This window comes from Microcoleus sp. EPA2 (assembly GCA_020882975.1).
Taxonomy (GTDB): domain Bacteria; phylum Cyanobacteriota; class Cyanobacteriia; order Cyanobacteriales; family Microcoleaceae; genus Microcoleus.
Genome location: JAHRFD010000022.1, coordinates 35,966 through 59,261, shown reverse-complemented (window position 1 = coordinate 59,261; position 23,296 = coordinate 35,966). Strand labels below are relative to the sequence as shown.

Genomic DNA, 23,296 nt, shown 5'->3' with positions numbered 1-23,296 from the left:
TAGAGGCAGTTTTTGCGTCAGTCTTCCAGTTACTGGTTGTTTTGAGACTAGGCGCTTCAGAATAGACTTATTAATTTTATATTAAGTATTGCGTTAAATTTTCATATTTCTGATTCACCATATTTATCATTACCTATAAACTCTACTTATAATATCGTTGACGGTTGTATCGGAATGATTTAACCGCAGAGAGCGCAGAGGGCACAGAGGAGGAGAAGAGAGAGATGAATACAGGACGATACCAACGGATTTGAGATCCGATCGCCAGCGGACTCGATGTATCAGTGTTTTTACTTATTGATAAACAAGTTTGTATACAAATCGAGAACGGTCGATCGCACTTTCGATGGAATCCATGATTGATTGCTCTAAAATATTAAAACAGCTCAATTTCCCAAGCTGATTCGGGGAGTTTCGCTTGGCGCTGTCCCATCGCCCTGGCCCTGACATTCATTAGACCGATCGGCGTATTGAACAAGTCTACCAGATTCTTCCTGTCGATCGCGCTTTTGATCGCAGCAACCGGCAATTCCTTGAACAGCCACCTCGCCAGCCGATACAAATATTCCTGTGTTGTCAATTCTCGCATCAAATCCACACCGTAGAGTTCCTGCAAATATTTATTAGATTCACCGTACCGATACCATTGACTTTGCAACTGTTTTAATGTGTTGCGGTGTCGGTGTCGCACAATGGCACTTTCGGCAAAATGCAATTGATAAGATGTTTCCCGCAAAATCCGCCAGCACAAATCCGCATCGCCACCACTCGTAAGATAGGGGCGAAATAAACCAACTTGTGCTAAAACTTGTCTGCGTACAGCTAAATTGGCAGTTTGGCCGTAGGCACAAAAAGGGTGAGCCAGTGTATGTTTTTGAGATAAAGTATTTTGGCGATCGGCGTGTTGTTCTAAAATAGTTTTACCGGGCAATGCGAGTATTTCCCCGGCGGAAAGCCCTATTTCTGAATTCACAAAAGGCTTAACTAAATTTTCCAGCCAGTCAGATTCCGGGCGACAGTCTGCATCAGTAAAGGCAATGATTTCACCTTTCGAGTTGTGAATTCCTTGGTTGCGGGCGGCGTAGGAACTTTGAATCTGGTTTTCAGTGAGGTGGCGAATAGTTATTCTATCCAAATTCCCTCCCTCCCTTACCAAAGTAGGGTTAGAAACTCCTATCTTACCTCCCCCCCTTACCAAGGGGGGGACTGAGGGGGGGTTAGAGGCTGCTGTTTCGAGGATTGCTGAAGTGCGATCGCGACTGTTGTTGTCTACCAATATATATTCTACTTTGTCTGGTGGATAGGTTTGCGATCGCAAGCACTCAATTAACTGCGGCAAATCCGCCTCGCCGTTGTAAATTGGCACTACCACCGAAACTTCCGGTAAAAACATTTTAATCATTCAAAACAACTCTTCCTTCGCGCTCTTCGCGTCTTCGCGGTTCGTTCAAATAATTAAAAAGCGTTATTAAGTTCCATTAGACATCTCCCAAAAAGCTTGTCAAGAACAGGCATCCTGCCTGTTCCACAATAATTATGGGAGATGTCTATTGCATTAACTGGGGATATCAATTCTCAAAATTATAACTTATGAGCCTTAAACGGGCAAGATGCCCATTCCACAACTACCTTTTAATTCTTGTGGAACAGGCATCTTGCCTCTTATTGACAGTAGACAATATCTCTTACATCCCCTGCACAATACCTTACCCAATTCGCGGTCAACTGTTGCCCGTCAACAAAACAATCATTAACACCAGGAGCGCGTTAGTCAAATAAAATATACCTACAACCTGAGTCTCCAACCAGCCAGACAACTCTAAATGATGGTGCAGAGGAGCCATTTTTAACAGACGCTTGCCAATGCCATCGGGCCCTTTTGTAGCCTTGTAATAACTGACTTGAGCTATGACTGACAGCGTTTCTACCAAGAAAATTATGCTGATGATTAATAATACCCAAAGGCTATTAGTTAATAAAGCTACGGCAGCTAAAGCACCTCCCAAGGCTAAGGCACCCGTATCGCCCATAAACACGCGGGCTGGATTGCGGTTGTGAGTCAAGAAACCCAAACAACTGCCGCTCATACAGACACAAAATATCATTAATTCGGGTGAAGTTGAAGCTACAGATGCACCTAATCCCAAAAGTGCGATCGCCCCCAAACCACCCATCAATCCGTCAACACCATCCGTAAGATTAGTAGCATTGCTTTCAGCAACCAGCACAAAACCAGCCAGCGGCCAAAACAGCAAACCTAAAGGCAATACTATCCCAAATGGCAAAGGAATATTTGTAGAAATAGTGGGTTGATGAAACATTAACCACAGACAAAATAGAGCAGCAAAACCTATTTGCAAAGCCAACTTCATCCGAGGAGAAATACCTTTATTCGACTTGCGACGCAGAATTTGCCAGTCATCTAACCAGCCGATAAAACCGTAGGCTAAGGTGAGAGCCGAAACTGCCACCACATCAGAGTTAAACCTAGACCAAAGTACGGCTACAGCAACTCCTACAGGCACAAAAAATATGCCTCCCATGGTGGGAGTTCCTGCTTTTTTCAAGTGTGCTTGAGGGCCGTCCTCGCGGATGATTTGTCCGGCTTTTAGTTTTTGAAGTAAAGGTACAACTACAGAACCCAAACCGGATGCGCACACAGCACAAACAACTAGCGGCATAAATAGGGATGTAGGTGAATTTAAAAATCTACCAGCGGCCAAATCTAAACCTATAGATGCAATGCCGAGCCCCAAACTCAGCAGCAGGAATAAATTCCTGCCTGTAAGTTTTAAAGGCATACTCAAAGAAACTTTCTCATCCAAAAAGTTATCCATAAAACTCCTCACCACACACCATTTGAGAACAAGAAAATTGACATTTTGGTAATTTGGGTATGGCATTGACTATCGGGGAAGTTATGAGTTTTTGTCTTCCCTGTTACTAGCTAAGTGCTGCACCCTCTTAGTCGGTATTAGACTTCTCCCGTAATTATTGTGGAACCAGCCCTTGAGCTTGTTCTTGACTTTCTTTTTAGGAGATGTCTATTAGTCGTTAGTCATCGCCAGCAGCCACATCGTCATCAACTTCGTCGTCTAAGTCATCATAGGGGTTGTCGTCAACTGCCATCAATTCCGAGATTTCTTCTTCGTGTAGATAGTCCGGTTCTTGAACATCCCTTGCTAACAGGCGATTGGTAGATTCCAGCCAATCTAACAGAGAAGATTGCTGCTTTAATGGAATTACATCAGCAGGAAGATGGCGGGGTATTTGACGCAGAGATGGGTTGTACATAATTCTCGGTTTTTAAACACAAATACTCGATCGAATTGAGGTAATTTGCTTGCCTGACCACTACTTTGATGTAGCCTTGGAAATCGGGTATTTAGCAGAGCTAAAGCATTATACCACAGGCTCCTTTTGGTTCCGGATCGAGGTACGATGGCCCATGGTTAAGGCGATCGTACCCAGGCTTGGCCGCTAGATTAGCACAAAATCCGTTCGGAGTCATCATCTTTTTGCAGTAATATTTTAGTTTGAAACCAGATTTTGTGACTTCTCCTCGGATATATTCGGATAGATGGCGATCGACCATTGAATCCATCCCATCCACTCTACACATCCAATCTCAAAAGCTCAAACTCTTTGAGAGTAAAGCTTTTATCGCTTCTGGGTTATTAAAGATTGCCCGAAGTGAATATCTCTACAACTTGCATCAAGGACGACAAATCCCAGAATGGACATAACAGCAGCAGTTTTATACACCAAGGATGGCTACGACACAGGCGGCAAAAGGCTTTTAGGGCGTCATTCCGCCGGAGAAGGATTTCTCAAAAGCTTAGTCCAACACGGAACTGCGGACTCTCTCTACTGTTGCGCCGACAGCGAAGCCACATTTCAAGAGTTTTGTACCCGGATTCAGCCCTGGCTGTCCCAACCTCGGAAAGTCCGGTGGATTAAGAAAGAGCGACCCGATTTGCTATCGGGGCCTGGTACAATTTACCGACCCGATCCAGCTCTTTCAGACATGGTTTGGGGACGTCGATTTGTCAATCAGCGGGCCTACAGCGTTTGCGGCGTTACCCACACGATCGCTACTAAGTATGTCATGGATGCGATCGGAAATTTAGTCACAGCACCAGTACAACCTTGGGACGCCCTCATCTGCACCTCGGCCGCCGTCAAACACACCGTCGAACAAGTAATGACTAGCTGGGGCGAGTACCTAGCACAGCGTACAGGCGGTAAACCCGAAATTTTGGTCAAATTGCCAGTTATTCCCCTAGGAGTCGATTGCAGCGCCTTTGCACAAGGCGTGGATGCACTCAATAGTCGCCATCAACAGCGCCAAGAACTCGGAATTTCTGCCGACGATATAGTCGTATTATTTGTCGGGAGATTAACCTTTTCCGCAAAAGCTCATCCGGTACCAATGTACATGGCCCTGGAAGGCGCAGCGCAACAAACCAAGACTAAAATTCACTTAATCCAAGCCGGTTGGATCGAAGATCCGAGAGAAGAACCCGACTTTAAAAACAGCGCCCAAGTATTTTGTCCCTCAGTAAATACTATTTTCTTAGACGGAAGAAAGCCAGAAATTAGAGTCAATATTTGGTCTGCTGCCGATATTTTTATTTCGCTTTCCGACAACATTCAAGAAACCTTTGGGCTCACCCCCATTGAAGCGATGGCTAATGGATTACCTTGTATAGTCTCCGATTGGAACGGATACAAAGAATCAGTCCGCCATCAAATAGATGGTTTCAGAATTCCCACACTGATACCGCCACCGGAATCTTGTTTAGACTTAGCGATAAATTATCTCGATGATAGTTTAAATTGGCCGACTTATATGGGTCACACTTCCCTAGCCACAGCAGTTGACATCGATGCTTGCACTGGCGCTTTGTGCAAATTAATTGCAGACAGCGAATTGAGAAAGCGGATGGGGGAAAATGCCCGACAAAGAGCCAGGGAAGTTTATGATTGGAAAGTGGTAATTGCCGCTTACGAACAGTTGTGGCGAGAATTGGCAGAAATTCGCCTTCAGGCACCAGAATCTGCCCCTGTAAAACCAGGAAGGCCACCTTATCCCCTGGGTGACGATCCATTTCGGGTGTTAAGCCATTATTCGACTCGAACTTTAAGCAATGACATGATGCTCAGTCTGGGTAAAATAGCCACACCGGAACTTGTCAGAGAGTTACAAACCATTTGGTTTACCAGTTTTGGTCAAGACCGGAGAATTTCTGTTAGCATTCAGATGGAGATCTTGGAGACAATTAAGCAAGAAGGTGCTGTCAGCGTGGGAAAAGCGATCGCACGCTATGTTCAAAACGAGCAAGAATTAGCAGACCTATATCGGACTCTGCTCTATTTTGTGAAGTTTGGCATCTTAGTCATTAGTCATTAGTCATTAGTCATTAGTCATTAGTTATTAGTCATTAGTTATTAGTCATTAGTCATTAGTTATTAGTCATTTGTTATTAGTTATTAGTCATTAGTTATTAGTCATTAGTCATTAGTCATTAGTTATTAGTCATTAGTTATTAGTTATTAGTCATTAGTCATTAGTTATTAGTCATTAGTCATTAGTTATTAGTCATTAGTTATTAGTTATTAGTCATTTTTTATTAGTCATTAGTCATTAGTTATTAGTCATTAGTTATTAGTCATTAGTCATTTGTTATTAGTCATTAGTTATTAGTCATTAGTTATTAGTCATTAGTCATTTGTTATTAGTCATTAGTCGTTAGTCATTAGTCATTAGTCATTTGTCATTTGTTATTTGTTATTTGTTATTAGTGATTGGTAGCAGCTAACAACAGCCAACAGCCAACAGTCAACAGTCAACAAATAAAATCATGATTGGAAAATCTGGACTATTAGAAATAATTGCGGGTAAAAATCGTGGTTTGCTCGCCACTCCCAGCGACAAACAGGCGATTTTAAGTGCGATCGCCCAATTGGAAGATTTCAACCCCACACCGCGCCCTGTAGAAGCCGCAGAGCTGTTAAATGGGGATTGGCGGTTATTGTACACTACCAGCAGATCGTTGCTGAATTTTGACAATTTTCCCTTATTAAAACTAGGTCAAATTTATCAATGTATCCGAGTTAAAGAATCTAAACTTTATAACATCGCAGAGTTTTATGGATTGCCTTACTTAGAAGCCATAGCCAGCGTAGCAGCTAAATTTGAAGCAACCTCAGAACGTCGAGTGCAGGTAAAATTTGATAGGTCAATTTTAGGTTTACGCAGCTTTATTGGCTATGAATCTCCGATGCAGTTTATCAATGAAATTGAGTCAGGTAAAAAGTTCGCTGCTATAGATTTTGGGATGGATGCACGGGAACAGCAGGGATGGCTGGATATTACTTATTTGGATAGTGATTTGCGGATTGGGCGTGGCAATGAAGGGAGTGTTTTTGTCTTGACAAAAGAGTGATTGATTATTGGCTGTAGGGGCGGGTTTTACCAAGCATCATCGCCTCAAACTAACAATCTCAAAAACCCGCCCCGGCCCCATTGCTGTAGGGGCGGGTTTTACCAAGCATCATCGCCTCAAACTAACAATCTCAAAAACCCGCCCCGGCCCCATTGCTGTAGGGGCGGGTTTTACCAAGCATCATCGCCTCAAACTAACAATCTCAAAAACCCGCCGCGGCCCCATTGGTTCATCAACAGACCCCTACAGGTAGATGGGGGTTTGCCGTTGGGTGGGGGCGGGTTTAAAAGACGATCGATTTGAGACAATTATTGTCGGTAAAACCCGCCCCTACTTATAGAACCGATTTGAGATCTTTTTAGCGATCGGCTTGACAGCAGTCGATCGGCTTGACAGCAGTCGATCGGGTAGAATCAGTAAAGTTAAGCAGGTCAGGGCTGAAAATGGGTTATTCGAGCGATGTGAGTGACAAAGAGTGGGAAATCATCGAGCCATTACTGCCCCAGAAGAAGAAAACTAGGCCACCAGTATGGCGTACCAACAAATATGACATGGGGAATGCAAGGGCGTGGAGGAATACCTTGTGTAGGTATTAGCGTTGATGGTGTTTGTGGTGTAACCTATTACCGGCATAGCACAACCTTCCCGATCATTCAAGATTTGAGGCTGCTGTTGGAAACCTACTCACATCCCCAACACCCCTACCTGTTCCCCAGCCGCCACCTCAACCACCACTCTTTAGCACATGAACCCAGAAGCCGCCTCACACCTGTTCCAAAAAGCCTGCGAGAAAGTCGGCATCATCGGCGCTTCTACCCACAGCCTCAGACGTTCGGCACTCACCCAGATGAGCAACGCCGGGATTCCGCTGCGGATTATTCAAGAAATCAGCGGCCACCGCAACGCCAGAACAGTTGCAGTGCTACGAAAGAGCTTGGGCCAGAACAAGTCAGAGGAGCGATCTCTTCACTTTCCATGCTTTCTAACACTGGAAAACGCTCGTTACCCCGTTGGCAGCGGTCTCCTAGTTTATGACGATCGCCCTCAACCGCCCTCAATCGCTCCATCTCAGCCTACCGATGCACTATTGCAGTAAGTTTGACCGATTCCGTTGTGGGGTCAGATATACACCACAAGTTGCACCCCAACGGTCGCATGAAGTATAGGTGGGTCGCGAGCTTTGGAGTGCTTTCTCGATCGAGAGAAAGAGTTTGTGATTGAGAAAATAGGCGTTAAGAAAGCTCGATCCGATCGGTATTTGTGATATGACTGAAATATTAAGAAGTTTGCAAGCTAACTTACTATGAGGTTATGAAGCAATGAATGTTAACAGCGCCGCTCAACTTCTGCAAACAGGTTTTCGTACAGCACTAGGAGCAAGCAGCGCGATCGCCCAACTGCTCAATAACCCGCAAAAATTAGCAGACATCCTCGCACAACCGCCGCGATCGCCTGAGCAACTCCTGCAAGACCTTGCAGCCAGAGGCGAAAACATAGAACAAGAAGCACATAAATTTGGCGAGACATTTTTATCGGGCGGTAGTCACCATTTCAAACCTCCACAATACATTGAACGAGCTGGCGAGCAGTGTTTTCTTCAACCCTACGACATCAAAGGTACAAACCTCTATGGATTTATCTTAGAAGGTTCTCTGCATAAGCTACAAGCAGTATGCGACACATATCTCAATCAGCCAGCCAAAGGAGAAGTTGAGTACCGCCCTGCCATGCACTATGTTGTCCTTACTTTCGGAACGATGGATTCGCTCAGTTCCACAAACAAACCAGACAGCGAAAAGGGATATGTTCTTGAAGAAGAGGTAGTTTTTTGGATATTGACGATGGTCGGAAAACAAGTGGGACCTGCATTTGTAGTGGAGCGGCTAGCTTGGTTCATGCCTTACGTTTTTGTCAATAACTCACCCGTTTTAATTTCAGGGCGCGAGGTTTACGGTATTTCAAAACAACTGGGTTCTTTTCAAATTCCCAAACCCCCGCAGCCACCTGATTTATTCACTTTAGAGACGCTTTTATGGAAACATTTTAGACCGGACATTCAAGCCCAAGATGAAAGGTTGATAGAAGTTTGCAGAGTTGGTAAGGAGGCATCTTTTAAACCCAACAAGACTTGGGATACCCCACAAGAATTAGTCAATGAAATTTTAGAGCTACTTTTTGACAACAATGGTAGGATCGAGATTCCTGGTTTTAGTTTGCCACTCAATATTTTTGACTACCTAACTCATACAGCAGTTCCAGTCGTATTTCTCAAACAATTCCGCGATGCAGAAGATGGTAGCCGAGCTTGCTATCAAGCGATCGTCGAAAACTTGATGAAAATGTACAAATATCACAGCGGACGCATCCTGGGCTTCGGTTCTTTAGGCGATCAGTTTGAGGTCACACTGTACGATTATGCCAGCCACCCCATAGTTAACGATTTGGGGTTACGCCCACGTGGTACCAAACCAGGAGAATCAGTTCGACTGCCCGTCAAGCTGTCTTTCTGGATCAACTTCAACTTCACGGTAGAAAATGGTACTACAGTTTGGAAAGCGCCTTCTTAAATTAGCTTTCATCTCAGTCAAATTATAGCGCGAAGCCATGAAAAATCCTGCTTAAAAGCTAGGGATGAAACGCAGTTAAAAATATACTTTTGAAAGTAGATAATCTATTAATAAACACATGACCTCAGCACCAAAAATCAAAAAAATTGCCATCTTGGGAGGGGGAGTAGCCTCCCTAACCACTGCTTTTGAACTCACCAGCCAACCGGGATGGAATGCCCTCTACGAGATTACCGTGTACCAACAGGGCTGGCGTCTGGGAGGTAAGGGCGCATCAGGACGCAACGTGGAGCCGAACCCGCCTTACCACGAACCAACCTACCGCATTGAAGAACATGGATTGCACATTTTTTTTGGATTCTACGAGAATGCTTTTCGATTGATGAAACAGTGCTACGACGAATTAGGAGAAGACGGCCCGTTTTTGAGTATAGAAGATGCCTTCAAGCCGCACAGCCTGATAGTTCTCGAAGAATATATCAACGGTCGCTGGGTTCAGTGGCCTTTCAACTTTCCCCAAAATAAATTGCTTCCTTGGGAAGGAGGGGGCTATTTCTCGATGTGGGAGCATATCTGCACCCTGATCAAATTGATGTACGATGGATTTGAAGGTTCAAACTCTTTAAAATCTCAGTGTTCAGTTAATAAATTATCCAGGAATCAGCAAATCCCGAACTGGTTAGAACTTCTTGCTAAACAGATAGATATTGGCGGGGAAACTCTTAAACTCACCTCAGAATTTGGACCGCTTCAGCTTCCCGACCAACTGGTGCAGTTACTTCTCAAGGAACCTGCCCGTTGGTGCCTGTGGTTGGAAAATACTATGAAACAGATAGGAACTACCTTAGAAACTATTGATTTAGCATCTGAAGGAACATTTCTCGATCTGGCCTACAAGTTAGCAAAATCCATGCCGGACGATACCCGCACTCATCGCCCAGAACACCACAGGATCATTCTTAAACTTTTAGAGCGATTTATGCAGCGGTTGAAAAGCTCTATCGAGTCTGAAATTGAGCAAGATGACGATACATTTCGGATTCTAGTTTTGTTAGATTTAGCATTTGCCAATATTCGGGGATTATTTGTAGATGAAGTAATTTATTCTGGTTCTTTAGATTCTTTAGATGAATATGATTATAGAGAGTGGCTGCAAAAACACGGAGCGCAAGAAACCAGCATCAATTCAGCATTTATCCGCGTTTTGTATGACCTTGTTTATGCCTTTCCAGGGGGGAACGTTCATCAGCCCAGACTAGCCGCAGGAACAGCAATTCGTATCCTAACAACCGTAATTTTCCAGTACAACGGGGCGATCATGTGGAAAATGCAAGCTGGTATGGGAGATACGATTTTCGCCCCGCTTTATAAAGTGCTGAAACGTCGAGGCGTCAAATTTGAGTTTTTCCACCGCGTGAAACAGTTGCACCTTGACGATTCGCAGCAGTCGATCGCTAGCATTTCTTTGGGACGCCAGGTGCATCTCAAAGAACCGACTCGGGAATACGAGCCGCTGATTAAAGTTAAGAGGCTCCTCTGCTGGCCGAGCAAACCCCGTTACGAGCAAATTGTAGAAGGTGAAGAACTCCAGCAACAGCAGGTAAATTTGGAGTCTTTTTGGACTCCGTGGCAAGATAATGAAACCCCAGTCACTCTGAATGTTGGAGAAGATTTTGACTTGGTAATTCTCGGCATTTCTCTAGGAGCTTTACCCTTTATCTGCGGCGATTTGATTAATGCTGAAAAAAATCCGGCTCATCAAAAATGGGCGTTGATGGTCAATCAAATCGAAACAGTTCCAACTCAAGGCGGACAGTTGTGGCTTAAATCTAATTTACAGCAGTTGGGATGGAGGGGGGGCAGTCCTGTAGTCGGTTCTTATGTAGAACCCCTCGATACTTATGCCGATATGAGTGATTTGATCCAGCGCGAAAATTGGTCTTCTGAACATTATCCCTACAATCTTGCTTATTTTACAGGCGTAATAGCAGACTCAGGAATTCCTCCCAGCAGCGATCGCGATTTCCCCAAAAGGGAACAGGAGAAAGTGGAACAACAGGCGATCAACTTCCTCGAAAACCAAATCGGTAACTTATGGCCTAAAGCCACTACTCCAGAAAATCCTCAAGGGTTGAATTGGGATTTGCTTGTCGATCTAAAAAACCAGCAGGGACAGAAACGTTTCTATTCCCAATATTGGCGAGTCAATATCGACCCTTCAGAGCGTTACGTGCTTTCTGTCCCCGGAAGCACTAAGTACCGACTCAAAACCGATGAATCAGGTTTCGCTAACCTCTACTTGACGGGAGACTGGATCGACAACGGTTACAATTCCGGCTGTGTCGAAGCAACCGTTATGTCAGCTATGCAGGCTGCCCGTGCTATTTTAAAACAAATTTTTGAGATTGAGTATGCAAAAAAAATTATCGGTGAGCGGGATTCCTGGTTTTGAAAACTGTGTCAGGGTATAAGCTCGCTCAGCATTTAAATTGGATCTCAAGAAACAATCAAACTCTTGTATGTCTGGGTTTTGAGATGTCCGATCTCATAAATACTTAATTAAGTTCGCTAAAAAATTCAACTATTATGCTAAGCCTTCCGAGATATACAAATTTAAAAAAAATAAATGAAGGAATTAAAACAGTTGTGTATCGAGGGCTGAATGTTCAGAACCAACAGCCTGTTATTGTTAAGTTGCTCAACTCAGAGTATCCCCATCCTATTGATGTTGCTAATTTAAAGTTTCAATATGAAATTACCAAGAACCTGAACATTTCAGGAGTTGTTAATTGCTTGGAATTGGAAAGATATCGGAATAGCTTTGCCTTAATCATGGAAGATTTTGGCGGTCAATCTTTGAATTGTATTCTTAGCGATCTCAAAAACGATATAATCAGCTTTCTCAAAATAGCAATTCAGTTAGCAGCAACTTTAGGGCAACTGCACGAAAAACAGATTATTCATAAAGATATTAAACCGAGAAATATTATTATAAATCTTGCAACTGGGGTGGTTAAAATTACCGATTTTAGCATTTCTTCTCGCCTGGAGAGAGAAAACCAAAGAATTAACAATCCTAATTGTCTAGAAGGCACGCTAGCCTATATATCCCCAGAGCAAACGGGCCGGATGAATCGGTCGATTGACTATCGTACCGACTTTTACTCCTTGGGTGTAACCTTTTATGAAATGCTGACAGGTTCCCTACCTTTTGCAGCCACTGACCCAATGGAATTGATTCACTGCCATTTAGCAAAGCAACCAGTTCCGCCGATTCAGTTAAATCCAGAAATTCCCCAAGCCATTTCTGACATCACGCTCAAATTATTAGCCAAAACAGCAGAAGAGCGGTATCAAACTGCTGAGGGATTAAAAGCCGATCTAGAAAATTGTCTAACTCAGCTACAGGAATTCGGCACAATTTTACCATTCATTGTAGGGTCTAAAGATTTATCCGGTCAACTGCTGATTCCGCAGAAGCTCTACGGCAGGGAAGAAGAGGTAGCTGTATTAATGGAAGCATTTGAACGAACCAGCCTCGGCACAGCCGAAATGATGCTGGTCAGCGGTTATTCGGGAATTGGTAAATCTTGCTTAGTGAATGAAGTTCACAAACCTGTTGCAGCCAAGCGGGGGTATTTTATTGCTGGTAAATTTGACCAGTTTAAGCGCAATATTCCTTACGCTTCGCTGATTCAAGCTTTCCAGTCACTCTTGCGACAGCTATTAACAGAAGATGCTCAAAAAATAGCTGTTTGGAAAGAGAAGATTTTAACGGCACTGAGTCAAAATGGTTCTCTAATTATTAATGTTATCCCCGAACTTGAACTGATTGTCGGTCATCAGCCAGAAGTACCGCAACTGAGTTCCTATGAATCCCAAAACCGCTTTCATCGCGTTTTTGGTCAGTTCTTCAAAGTCTTTTGTCAACCCGAACACCCCCTCGTTCTTTTCCTAGACGACTTGCAGTGGGCTGATTCGGCATCCCTCAAATTAATCCAACTGCTGATGAGCGATCGCGACAGCCAATACCTGTTAACGATCGGAGCTTATCGAGATAACGAAGTCAATCCAGCTCATCCCTTGATTCAGACATTAGAAAAGATTCGAGAAAGTGGGGCTGCCATCCATAATATTACTGTTAAACCTTTACAGCTCAACCATGTTAGGCAGCTAATTGCAGACACGCTCAATGAATCTCCAGACACAAACCGTATAAAATCATTCTCCGAACTACTTTTCAATAAAACCCAAGGCAATCCCTTCTTCTTGACTCAATTGCTGAAAGTCCTGTCTTCTGAAAATCTGCTAACCTACGACACTTTCATCGGTAATTGGCAGTGGGACATCGAAGAAATTCAAAGCATTGGCATTGCCGATTACAATATCGTTGAACTGATCGCAAAAAACATTCAAAAACTACCAGCATCAACCCAAAAAGTCTTAAAATTGGCTGCTTGTATGGGCAGCACTTTTAATTTAAGCATTTTAGCAATTGTTAATGAAGAATCAGAATTAGTTACTGCTTCTGGTTTGTGGTCAGCACTTCATGCTGGTCTAATTTTACCCTTGAGTGAAAACTACAAAATTCCTCTAATTTTCGGGCAGGAGGAACTGGACGAACTTATGCTGCGTGATGCTAGAGTTGACTATAAGTTTTTGCACGATCGCGTCCAGCAAGCCGCTTATTCTTTAATCCCCGAATCCGAGAAAAAAGTCACTCATCTGAGCATTGGCAAACTCCTGTTGCAAAATACCACTCCTGAAGACAGAAAAGAAAATATTTTTGCTTTAGTCAATCAACTTAATTTTGGTGCTGATTTAGTTGTTGAGCAAGTAGAAAAAGATGAACTAGCTTTTTTAAATCTAATTGCTGGTCAGAAAGCAAAGGCAGCGACTGCCTATGAATCGGCTGTTAAGTATCTGAATATGGGTTTGGAACTCCTCCCGGCTAATAGCTGGCAGAGTCAGTATGACTTAACCCTGACTCTATATGTAGAAACAGTAGAAGTGGCATACTTAACGACTAATTTCGAGCGGGCGCGAGCGCTCTCTGAGATTGTTCTGGTTAATGCTACTCTCATTTTAGAAAAAATTCAAATTTACGAGTTACAAATGCTATTTTACATAGCTCAGAATCAAATGCAATTGGCAATAGATACATCCCTAAAAGTTTTAGAGATTCTGGAAATTAGGCTACCTCAACAGCCGACTCAAAATGATATTGGTACAGCCCTCATCCAAACAAAAACTATTATGGGAGATAGACAAATTGAAGATTTAGAAAAACTTCCAGAAATGACTGACAATTATAAATTAGCAGCACTACGAATCATGATGAATCTGTGTGCTCCTGCTTATATTGCGAATCCACCTTTGCTAATTTTCACAATTTTGAAAATGATAAGTCTATGTGTTGAATATGGCAACTCAGAAATTGCCAGTTTTGCTTATGGTTATTACGGACTGCTTTTGTGTAGCGTATTGGGCGATATAGATTTAGGTTATCGCTCTGGGAAACTTTCAATTAAACTATTAGAAAAATTTAAAACTAAAAAACTAAAAGCCAAAGTTTTCGCATTATTTAATATCTTTGTCAGACATTGGAAAGAACACGCTAGAGAATCTTTAGAGCCTTTTTGGGAGGGGATAGAAAGCGGATTAGAAACTGGAGATATAGAACACGCCTGTTATTGTGCTTGCAATTATTCAACTTACCCTCTTTTTCTGGGAGAAGAGTTGAAAAATGTGGCTGATAGGCAGGCACAATTTATTGACTTTACCAAAAAAAATAAGCAAGATTTTTCACTTTATTATATCAAAGTATGGCGACAAATGGTATTGAATTTGCTGGGACATTCAGCAGATAAATACAAGTTAATTGGTGAGAGTTTTAATGAAGAAGAGATGCTACCTGTTTTAGAGAAAAATCATAATAAATTATCGATTTTTCATACCTACTTTGCTAAAGCAATTATTTATTATATTTTCAGGAAATATAAGTCTTCAATTGCTAGTGCTAGGCAAGCAGAAACATATTTAGATGGGGCGATAGGATTTGTAACGGTTCCGCAACACAATTTTTATTATTCTCTGGCTCTTTTGGCTGAGTGTTCTGATTCTCAGGGCGATACCAGTTCTTGCAACGAACAGCAGCAATACTTGGTTAATGTTAAGTCAAATCAAGAAAGAATGAAGCTGTGGGCGTACCATGCACCAGAAAACAACCAGCACAGATACGAGTTAGTAGAGGCAGAAATAGCGCGGGTGAAAGGGCAAAATTGGGAAGCGATGAAGTATTACGATCTTGCCATCGCGGGAGCTAAAAAACAGGGGTACGTTCAGGAGGAAGCGATCGCTTACGAACGGGCGGCTGAATTTTATTTAGGGGCCTCAAGAGAGGAGATCGGCCAGACTTATATGGCCTCAGCATACTATGGCTACGCTCGGTGGGGAGCGAAGACTAAGGTTGTAGATTTGGAGTCAAGATATCCACACCTTCTTTCTTTAATATCTGCTGCTGGGAACACCAGCATAGAGGGAATTCTCTCTACAACAACAACAGCTACAAATAGTACAACAGGTAACTCTTTCCTCGATTTAGCAACAGTAATGAAGGCTTCGCAAGTTTTAGCGAGCGAAGTTGTTTTGAGTAAATTGCTAGAAAAATTGCTAAAAATTATGATGGAGAACGCTGGCGCCCAAAGCGGTTTTTTAATTTTAGCAAAAAATGGCGACTTGTTAATAGAAGCGTCTGGCTCGGTTGAACGAGATCGGATCGTAGTACAGCAATCGCTTCCAATCGCTTTCTGTCAGGATTTGCCATTGTCTTTAATAAATTATGTAGTCCGAACGAAAAGAGATGTTGTTTTAGATGATGCCGGGAGGGATGAGCTATTCAAAAATGATATTTACCTTGTCAAAAACAATACTAAGTCTATTTTATGTACGCCTATTATTAATCAAGGTACTTTAATTGCTGTGCTTTATTTAGAAAACAATCTGGCAACAGGTGCTTTCACAGAAGAACGGCAGGAAGTTTTAAAGCTTCTTTCTACTCAGGCTGCAATTTCTTTAGAAAACGCTTTTCTATATAAAAATTTGTCCGCAGCTAATGAAAAGTTGCAGGAGTACAGCGAGACTTTAGAGGTGAAAGTGCAAGAGAGAACGCGGGAGGTTACAGAAAAAAACGCGCTCTTGCAGCAAGAAATTAGCGAGCGAATTTCTATCGAATCAGCTTTGAGGCAGTCAGAAACGCAGTTGAAAGAACAAGCAATTCAGCTAGAAATTGCTCTGGTTGAGTTACAACAAACTCAAGCTCAAATGATTCACACTGAAAAAATGTCGAGTCTGGGACAGTTAGTGGCAGGGATTGCTCACGAAATTAATAATCCGATTAATTTCATTTACGGTAATCTTACTTACACAACTCAATATATGCAAAATTTGCTGAAACTGATCGATACCTACCAGCAAACATACCCCAATGTTACTCCAGATTTGGCAGCAGTCACAGAGGAAATTGAACTGGATTTCCTCAAACAAGACTTGCCGCAAATTCTGAAGTCGATGAATGTTGGATCTGAACGCATCCGCAATATTGTGATCGGCTTGCGGAATTTTTCGCGTCTTTCTGAGAGCGAGATGAAGCGGGTTAACATTCACGAAGGGATTGAAAGTACGCTGCTGATTTTGCAGCACCGCCTGCACCCTGCGGTACAGTTGGAGGATGGGGAGAATAGCGGCGACGAGGGAGGCATTGCCGGCAGAGAAATTCAAGTTGTTAAAGAATACGGGAACCTGCCTTTAGTCGAGTGTTCTGCTGGAGAACTCAATCAGGTATTTGTGAATATTCTAGGGAATGCGATCGATGCGCTGGTACTGTTGAATAACCAGCAATGTCCAACGCCAACGATTCGGATTCGCACGGAGGTAAAGGACACTAGCGCGATCGTTTCAATTGCGGACAACGGACTGGGAATGAGTGAATCTGTCCGCGTGCGGGTATTCGACCCCTTCTTTACAACTAAGCCTGTAGGTTCGGGGACTGGTTTGGGCTTGTCTGTTTCGCACTCAATTATTGTACAAAAACACGGCGGCAAGCTAACGTGCATTTCGGCACCGGGGCGGGGAGCTGAGTTTGTTTTGGAGATTCCGCTATCGCAGGGTATAAAAACGTTATGCTAGTACATGATTTAGTTGAGTTTTGAGAACAATTTGGACATACAACAGTAACAGCAGGTTATAGAACCCATTTGAGATCTTTTTAGCGATCGACTTGACAGCAGTCGATCGACTTGACAACAGTCGATCGGCTTGACAGCAGTCGATCGGGTAGAATCAGTAAAGTTAAGCAGGTCAGGGCTGAAAATGGGTTATGCGAGTGATGTGAGTGACAAAGAGTGGGAAATCATCGAGCCATTACTGCCCCAGAAGAAGAAAACTAGGCCACCAGTGTGGACAAAACGGCAAATTCTCAATGGCATATTTTATCAACTCAAAAATGATTGTAATTGGTCTGACCTACCCAGAGATCTACCGCCATATGCCAAACTCAAGCTGTGCTTTATCAGACTGATGCTTAAAAGACTAGCCGCCGCGTAAAAATATCTCAAATGGGTTCTATATAATGCAGCTTTAACATATCAAACATCATGCAAATTGTTTTGTCACCTGAAGTCGAAGCCCTCGTGCAACGTCAACTCACGACTGGCAAATACAAAAGTGCGATCGAAGTCATCCTCGCAGCCATTCAACTACTCGAACAACAGGAAGAAATATATCAAGGACGACTGCAAGAACTCCAACGAGATGCACTAATTGGTCAGCAAGCGTCCCAACGCGGCGAAGTCGTAGACGGTGTAACCGCAATGGCAGAAATCCGCGCTAACCTGCGATCGCGCTACACTTCAACAGATAGTTTTGGCGCATAAACTGTCACATAAATTTTATAATGGGCATAAAAAAGCTTACCAAAAACAAAAAAAATAACAGACACAAAAATGTTCCGACTCTCCCAAAGCCAACTTAAAATTCTCCAAGAATGCCCGCGCAAATTCCAACACAGCTACCTAGAACTCCTCGCCACTCACACATCCCCAGAACAACAAGAAAAACTCGCATGGGGTAGCCGATTTCACCTCTTGATGCAGCAACGCGAACTAGGATTGCCCCTGGCCTTCATCACCGAACAAGAAACTGAAATGGAACGCTGTATTACAGCATTTATCCATAGCGCCCCCGAACTTTTTACCCCGTCAGAAAAGGACGACAAAACCTTCCGCCAAGCCGAACATCCCCGTACCCTAATTTTTCAAGATTATCTATTCACGGTCATCTACGATTTGCTAATAGCAGAAGCCAACCAAGCTAAAATTCTAGACTGGAAAACCTATCCCCGTCCTCAAGAATTTCACTGGATTTCTCAAAGTTGGCAAACTCGCCTCTACTTATATGTATTAGTAGAAACCAGCGATTATGCGCCGGAACAAGTTTCTATGACATATTGGTTTGTACAATTGCAAGGAGACGAACCGCCACAAAGCCTCACATTTTCTTACAATCAAATAGAACACGATCGCACAAAACAAGATTTAACCAACCAGTTGCACCAGCTTAGTCAGTGGCGAGAGGAATATACCCGCTCCGGTGAATTTTTACCCCAAGTACACATCAATTCCCATGTCTGTAATTCCTGTCAATTCGCTCCTCGTTGCAACCGGACCAAAGACACCAAAGCTTCCTTAGCCAATTTTGTTGTAGAACCTCCGACGGATTGGCTACCAAATATTGCTATAATCGATGAAATAAGTATTTAACAGGACTGACGCATTTCCACGTAATTTTGTAGTGGTGCATCAACGCGATCGCACTTAGGCGATCGCACCCAAAAATTGACGCTTAAACCCAATTTAATGTTCCCATGAAAATTGCACCAAATCCCATCGCCATTCCGCAACGCCAGCGACGCTTTTTAAGTGCAGTAACTGCCGTTTTAACCTGTAGCTTCATCTGCCCAATCCTGGGAGAAATCATTGAAAATAAACCAGCAGTTGCCCAATCCTCAGCCTATTGCCAATTTTCCAAAGAACAAGTAAATGAAAAAGAAGATTTGCGTCGCGCGGCCCTCTCAGGAAAACCAGAATCTCAGCAGGCATATTTTAGTGTATTAAACAAACACGCGCGGGCAATAGCCGAATGTCGCCAAAAAAATTGGCTTCAAACTCAAGCTGTTTGGCTGCGCTTGTATCCCTGCGATGTCCGGGCGGGAGAGCTCGATCGCGTATTAGACAAAGTTGTGAATAAAGGCTACAACCAAGTCTATATCGAAGTATTTTATGATGGTCAAGTCCTACTTCCCGTCGCGGATAATCCTACGACTTGGCCTTCTGTTTTGAGAAATCGTGGCTACGAGAAATCCGATTTATTACAAAATGCGATCGCCAAGGGAAAACAGCGAGGTTTAAAAGTATATGCTTGGCTATTTACCATGAACTTTGGCTATACCTACGCTCAGCGTGAAGACAGACAGCAAGCACTGGCAAAAAATGGTCAAAATCAGACAAGTTTAACCGTAGTTCAAGACGGAGGAATTAACGATGACTTCGGAGAAGTTCCGGGAAATCAAGCCTTTGTCGATCCCTACAGCCCCCAAGCGCGGCAAGACTATTCATTGTTAGTAAATCAAGTGCTCAAACGTCGCCCCCAAGGAATGTTATTTGACTACATTCGTTATTTACGAGGCGTTGGCCCTGCTTCCGTTGTCACTAAAGTCAAAGATTTGTGGATTTATGGCCCAGCATCCCAGCAAGTTTTATTGCAGCGTGCTAACAATCAACAAGGGCGAGATTTAATTCAGCGATACTTGACAAAAGGATTTATTAATGTTAGCGATGTTCAAGCAGTAGTCAAACAATATCCAACCGAAAAAGAACCTCTTTGGCAGGGGCGAATTCCGCAACCTATAGCAACACCAACTCCCACACCAACTCCCCCTCCTAAAAAAGCCAACTCTAGGGGACTGACTGCTGCAAAAGTTCCCGATAATGGTAAACCAAACGTTCCGAATTCCACACCAAAACCCACACCAAAACCAACCCCAACACCAAAACTGCCTGACACTGGCACTCTGCAAAAAGACCTCTGGAAACTGAGCGTTGCTCACGCAGTCCAAGGAGTTTTAGAATTTTTGGGGATCGCGATTCAACCCGCCCAAAGGATGGGAATACCTGTAGGAGCAGTATTTTTTCCCAATGGGAATCAAACTATAAATCTAGGAGGATTTGATTCGAGATTGCAGCCTTGGGACAGGTTTCCGGCTTCTGTGGAATTTCACGCGATGTCCTATGGCAATTGTGGGGATGTAAGCTGTATTGTACCCCAGGTGCAGCGAACTGTGAGTTTAGCACCTCCGGGAGCAAAAATTATTCCGGCGATCGCTGGTGATTGGGGAAAATCCCTGAAAAATCGGCCTTCTTTGGAAGTTCAAATGCAGGCAATTCGCTCGGCAACCCCCCAAATTAATGCAGTGAGTCATTTCTCTTTTGGGTGGCAAGAACCGGAGGATGAAAGGGCACGACAAACTTGTCGGTTGTAGGGGGATGATATCAAATGCGGTAGAAAATTCGGCGGTTGAAACCGCTACTACACTAACGAATTCTGCCTCCGCAGACTAACAGATTGAGGGGATATTTAAGCGGAATTTGGAAAGCTGGCTAACTGTTGGACAAACTCTTGATGTGCGTCACTGTTTAATCCGGCTTGAAGAGTTGCGATCGCCCTTGGCATATCCCCCTCTAGGAGTGCTGAAACGGCCAACCACAGCCCCGGAAAAACTCGGCTGCGGATAATTCCTGCTGCATCGGGAAGCTAATTTTAGACAAAGCTGTAAGCCACGAAATTTGTGAGATAATATTTGAGAAGACTCTTATTTGCTAAAATACTAACATCAAGGTTAACACAGAGGAGTATTTCCTATGGTAGGTCTGCCAAAACTAGAACAGCAAGTATCCAACCAAGATTCAATGATTGATGACTTAAATTTGAATCAAGAAGAAGATAACGGTGATGAACTTTATGAAACAGACAAATTGATATACGATCCTGATGAAATTAATATTTTCACCAGAGAACCAACCATCGAGCAACTGCTAAGAAGAATCAATGAGGAAGCTCTTGACTTAGCACCAGATTTTCAGCGTCATGCAAACATTTGGAAAGATGACGCTAAAAGCAGACTGATTGAGTCGATCCTGATTCGGATTCCATTACCAGCTTTTTATATAGATGCAACTGATGAAGATAAATGGTTAGTTGTGGATGGATTGCAGCGGCTATCTGCTCTCAAGCAATTTATGAGCGATAAAAAACTGAAGTTATGCGGACTAGAATACTTGCTCAATTTAGAAGGCAAAAATTATGATGAAATCGGACGCAGATACCAGCGTCGAATAGAGGAGACTCAGGTGACAGTTTATTTGATTGAAAAAGGTACGCCTCCAGAAGTTAAATATAATATTTTCAAACGGATTAATACAGGTGGACTGCCGATGTCTCCTCAAGAACTGCGCCATGCTCTCAACCCCGGTAAGGCAACAAAATTCTTAGCTAAACTTGCTCTTTTACAAGAATTTCAGCAAGTTACTAAGCTAAGTAATTTGCGTAAAATGCGGATGGACGATCGGGAATTTATACTGGGGTTTTTAGCATTTACACTTACATCTTATAAAAACTATCAATCTGAAAAAAGAAATTTATTTTTAAGTAAAGCATTATCAAAAATTAACAATATGTCTGAACCAGAATTAAAAGTAATTGAATATAATTTCAAAAAAGCTATGGTGGCTGCATGGAACATCTTTGGGAAAAATGCCTTTCGTAAAATCTCCCAGCACCAAACAAAAATGTTTCCGATTAATAAAGCATTGTTTGAAGTTTGGTCTGTTAATCTCAGTTTGCTTAGCGGCGAACAACTTGATGTATTGAAGCAAAAAAAGGAGCAGTTGATTGAAAAATTTAGAAATTATGTAGACAGCGATCGAGATTTTTTGACTTCTATCTCTCAGGCAGCGGAAAAAATTGAGTATAGATTTATGATAATTGAACAAATAATTCAGGAGGTTTTGATATGATTACTTCGGTGCACTTGCTCAACTTCAAACCTTTTGCAAATCAGTTATTGGACTTTAAAAATCTTACTTTATTTTCAGGTTTGAACAGCACGGGTAAATCTTCTGTTATGCAATCGCTCCTACTGCTAAGACAATCTTACCAACAGGGTTTATTGCCAGAAAAAGGGTTGGCGCTTAATGGCTATTTTGTGAATATCGGTACTGCTAGAGACGCACTTTTTGAGGGAGCAAAAGAGGATTTAATTGGTTTTGGCATTGTTTGGGAAAATAATAAAAAAGCAACCTGGAGTTTCAAATATGACAGAGAAGTAGATGTGTTAAAGATTGACTCGGAACCAGTTAGTTCGCAAGTCTATAAATCGAATATTTTTGGCAATAATTTTCACTATCTTCAGGCAGAAAGGCTTGGGCCACGCCCATTTAATGAAATGTCTGATTACCAAGTACGACAGCTCGGTCAACTGGGGATAAAAGGCGAGTATGCTGCACATTTTCTTGCTATTAATGGGCGTGGGGCTATCCCTAATAGTAATCTCAGCCATCCCGATGTAAAGTTAAAAAGGCAAAACTTGACACAGACTCCTAATAAATCAATGGATTTAATCGACCAAGTTGAGGCGTGGATGGGAGAAATTAGTCCTGGTACGCGCCTTAAAATTGATGCCAAATCCGATGTCGATTTGATGAGTTTTCAATATTCCTATGGAGATAGCAATCCTTACCGTGCAACAAATGTGGGATTTGGAATTAGCTACACTTTACCGATTATTGTAGCGGCACTTGCATCAACACCGGGTACAATCATTTTAATTGAAAATCCTGAAGCACATCTTCATCCCAAAGGACAAGTTAAAATGGGTCAATTATTAGCTTGGGCCGCTAGCGGTGGCGTTCAAGTGGTGATAGAAACTCACAGCGATCATGTTTTAAATGGCATTCGCCTTGCGGTTCACGGGGGCAAACTTGACCCGAAAGATGTTCAGTTGCATTACTTCCAGCGTCAAAATAAAGAAGGACAAGCTGTGACTGAGGTAATATCGCCAAAAATCGATCGCAACGGACGAATAGATCGGTGGCCGGATGGTTTTTTTGATGAGTGGGACAACAGCTTGGAAATTTTGTTAGAACCTGCGGTAACAGGAGAATAAGG

17 protein-coding genes are annotated in these 23,296 nt (G+C 42.8%); 14 read left to right on the top strand and 3 right to left on the bottom strand.

Annotated features, from left to right (window positions below):
- Positions 1-376 precede the first annotated feature (376 nt).
- The 3 genes from AAFP14_RS18585 to AAFP14_RS18575 all read right to left on the bottom strand — a co-directional run bounded on the left by AAFP14_RS18585 (position 377) and on the right by AAFP14_RS18575 (position 3,294).
- A complete protein-coding gene (locus AAFP14_RS18585; RefSeq protein WP_341733715.1) occupies positions 377-1,402 on the bottom strand; it encodes a glycosyltransferase family 2 protein in 1,026 nt (341 codons plus the stop codon).
- Between the two features lie 319 nt (positions 1,403-1,721).
- Positions 1,722-2,837 carry a phospho-N-acetylmuramoyl-pentapeptide-transferase gene (mraY, locus tag AAFP14_RS18580; protein WP_341733714.1) on the bottom strand — a complete coding sequence of 372 codons (1,116 nt, stop codon included), beginning with the start codon at positions 2,835-2,837 and terminating at the stop codon, positions 1,722-1,724.
- Positions 2,838-3,054: 217 nt separating this feature from the next.
- On the bottom strand, positions 3,055-3,294 hold the full coding sequence (locus tag AAFP14_RS18575) for a DUF3134 domain-containing protein (RefSeq protein ID WP_340522256.1): 240 nt from the start codon (positions 3,292-3,294) through the stop codon (positions 3,055-3,057).
- Between the two features lie 257 nt (positions 3,295-3,551).
- Here AAFP14_RS18575 and AAFP14_RS18570 point away from each other — a divergent pair, with 257 nt between their 5' ends.
- The 14 genes from AAFP14_RS18570 to AAFP14_RS18510 all read left to right on the top strand — a co-directional run bounded on the left by AAFP14_RS18570 (position 3,552) and on the right by AAFP14_RS18510 (position 23,294).
- The gene (locus AAFP14_RS18570; RefSeq protein ID WP_341733713.1) at positions 3,552-3,746 is read left to right on the top strand and encodes a hypothetical protein; all 195 of its coding nucleotides are present in this window, start codon (positions 3,552-3,554) and stop codon (positions 3,744-3,746) included.
- Positions 3,737-5,413, top strand: a complete 1,677-nt coding sequence (locus AAFP14_RS18565) for a glycosyltransferase family 4 protein (RefSeq protein ID WP_341733712.1) — start codon at positions 3,737-3,739, stop codon at positions 5,411-5,413. Before AAFP14_RS18570 ends, AAFP14_RS18565 begins: the two co-directional genes overlap by 10 nt.
- 451 nt (positions 5,414-5,864) lie before the next feature.
- Complete coding sequence (locus AAFP14_RS18560; RefSeq protein ID WP_341733711.1) at positions 5,865-6,449, top strand: PAP/fibrillin family protein; 585 nt, start codon at positions 5,865-5,867, stop codon at positions 6,447-6,449.
- Positions 6,450-7,194: 745 nt separating this feature from the next.
- Complete coding sequence (locus AAFP14_RS18555; protein ID WP_341733710.1) at positions 7,195-7,545, top strand: tyrosine-type recombinase/integrase; 351 nt, start codon at positions 7,195-7,197, stop codon at positions 7,543-7,545.
- 223 nt (positions 7,546-7,768) lie between these two features.
- Complete coding sequence (locus AAFP14_RS18550; protein ID WP_341733709.1) at positions 7,769-9,016, top strand: hypothetical protein; 1,248 nt, start codon at positions 7,769-7,771, stop codon at positions 9,014-9,016.
- A gap of 118 nt (positions 9,017-9,134) precedes the next feature.
- A complete protein-coding gene (locus tag AAFP14_RS18545) occupies positions 9,135-11,468 on the top strand; it encodes an NAD(P)-binding protein (RefSeq protein ID WP_341733708.1) in 2,334 nt (777 codons plus the stop codon).
- Positions 11,469-11,602: 134 nt separating this feature from the next.
- Positions 11,603-17,203, top strand: a complete 5,601-nt coding sequence (locus AAFP14_RS18540; RefSeq protein WP_341733707.1) for a trifunctional serine/threonine-protein kinase/ATP-binding protein/sensor histidine kinase — start codon at positions 11,603-11,605, stop codon at positions 17,201-17,203.
- 183 nt (positions 17,204-17,386) lie between these two features.
- Complete coding sequence (locus AAFP14_RS26725; RefSeq protein ID WP_472851070.1) at positions 17,387-17,620, top strand: transposase; 234 nt, start codon at positions 17,387-17,389, stop codon at positions 17,618-17,620.
- A gap of 50 nt (positions 17,621-17,670) precedes the next feature.
- Positions 17,671-17,949 (top strand): ribbon-helix-helix domain-containing protein, encoded by a 279-nt coding sequence (locus tag AAFP14_RS18535; protein WP_341733706.1) that lies wholly within the window; start codon positions 17,671-17,673, stop codon positions 17,947-17,949.
- A gap of 69 nt (positions 17,950-18,018) precedes the next feature.
- Complete coding sequence (locus tag AAFP14_RS18530) at positions 18,019-18,834, top strand: PD-(D/E)XK nuclease family protein (RefSeq protein WP_341733705.1); 816 nt, start codon at positions 18,019-18,021, stop codon at positions 18,832-18,834.
- Positions 18,835-18,938: 104 nt separating this feature from the next.
- Complete coding sequence (locus tag AAFP14_RS18525) at positions 18,939-20,612, top strand: family 10 glycosylhydrolase (protein WP_341733704.1); 1,674 nt, start codon at positions 18,939-18,941, stop codon at positions 20,610-20,612.
- A 106-nt stretch (positions 20,613-20,718) separates the two neighbouring features.
- Positions 20,719-20,865, top strand: a complete 147-nt coding sequence (locus tag AAFP14_RS18520; protein WP_341733703.1) for a hypothetical protein — start codon at positions 20,719-20,721, stop codon at positions 20,863-20,865.
- Between the two features lie 126 nt (positions 20,866-20,991).
- The gene (locus tag AAFP14_RS18515) at positions 20,992-22,146 is read left to right on the top strand and encodes a DUF262 domain-containing protein (RefSeq protein ID WP_341733702.1); all 1,155 of its coding nucleotides are present in this window, start codon (positions 20,992-20,994) and stop codon (positions 22,144-22,146) included.
- Complete coding sequence (locus tag AAFP14_RS18510) at positions 22,143-23,294, top strand: DUF3696 domain-containing protein (RefSeq protein WP_341733701.1); 1,152 nt, start codon at positions 22,143-22,145, stop codon at positions 23,292-23,294. The genes AAFP14_RS18515 and AAFP14_RS18510 overlap by 4 nt, the downstream gene beginning before the upstream one ends.
- The last annotated feature ends 2 nt before the right edge of the window (positions 23,295-23,296 follow it).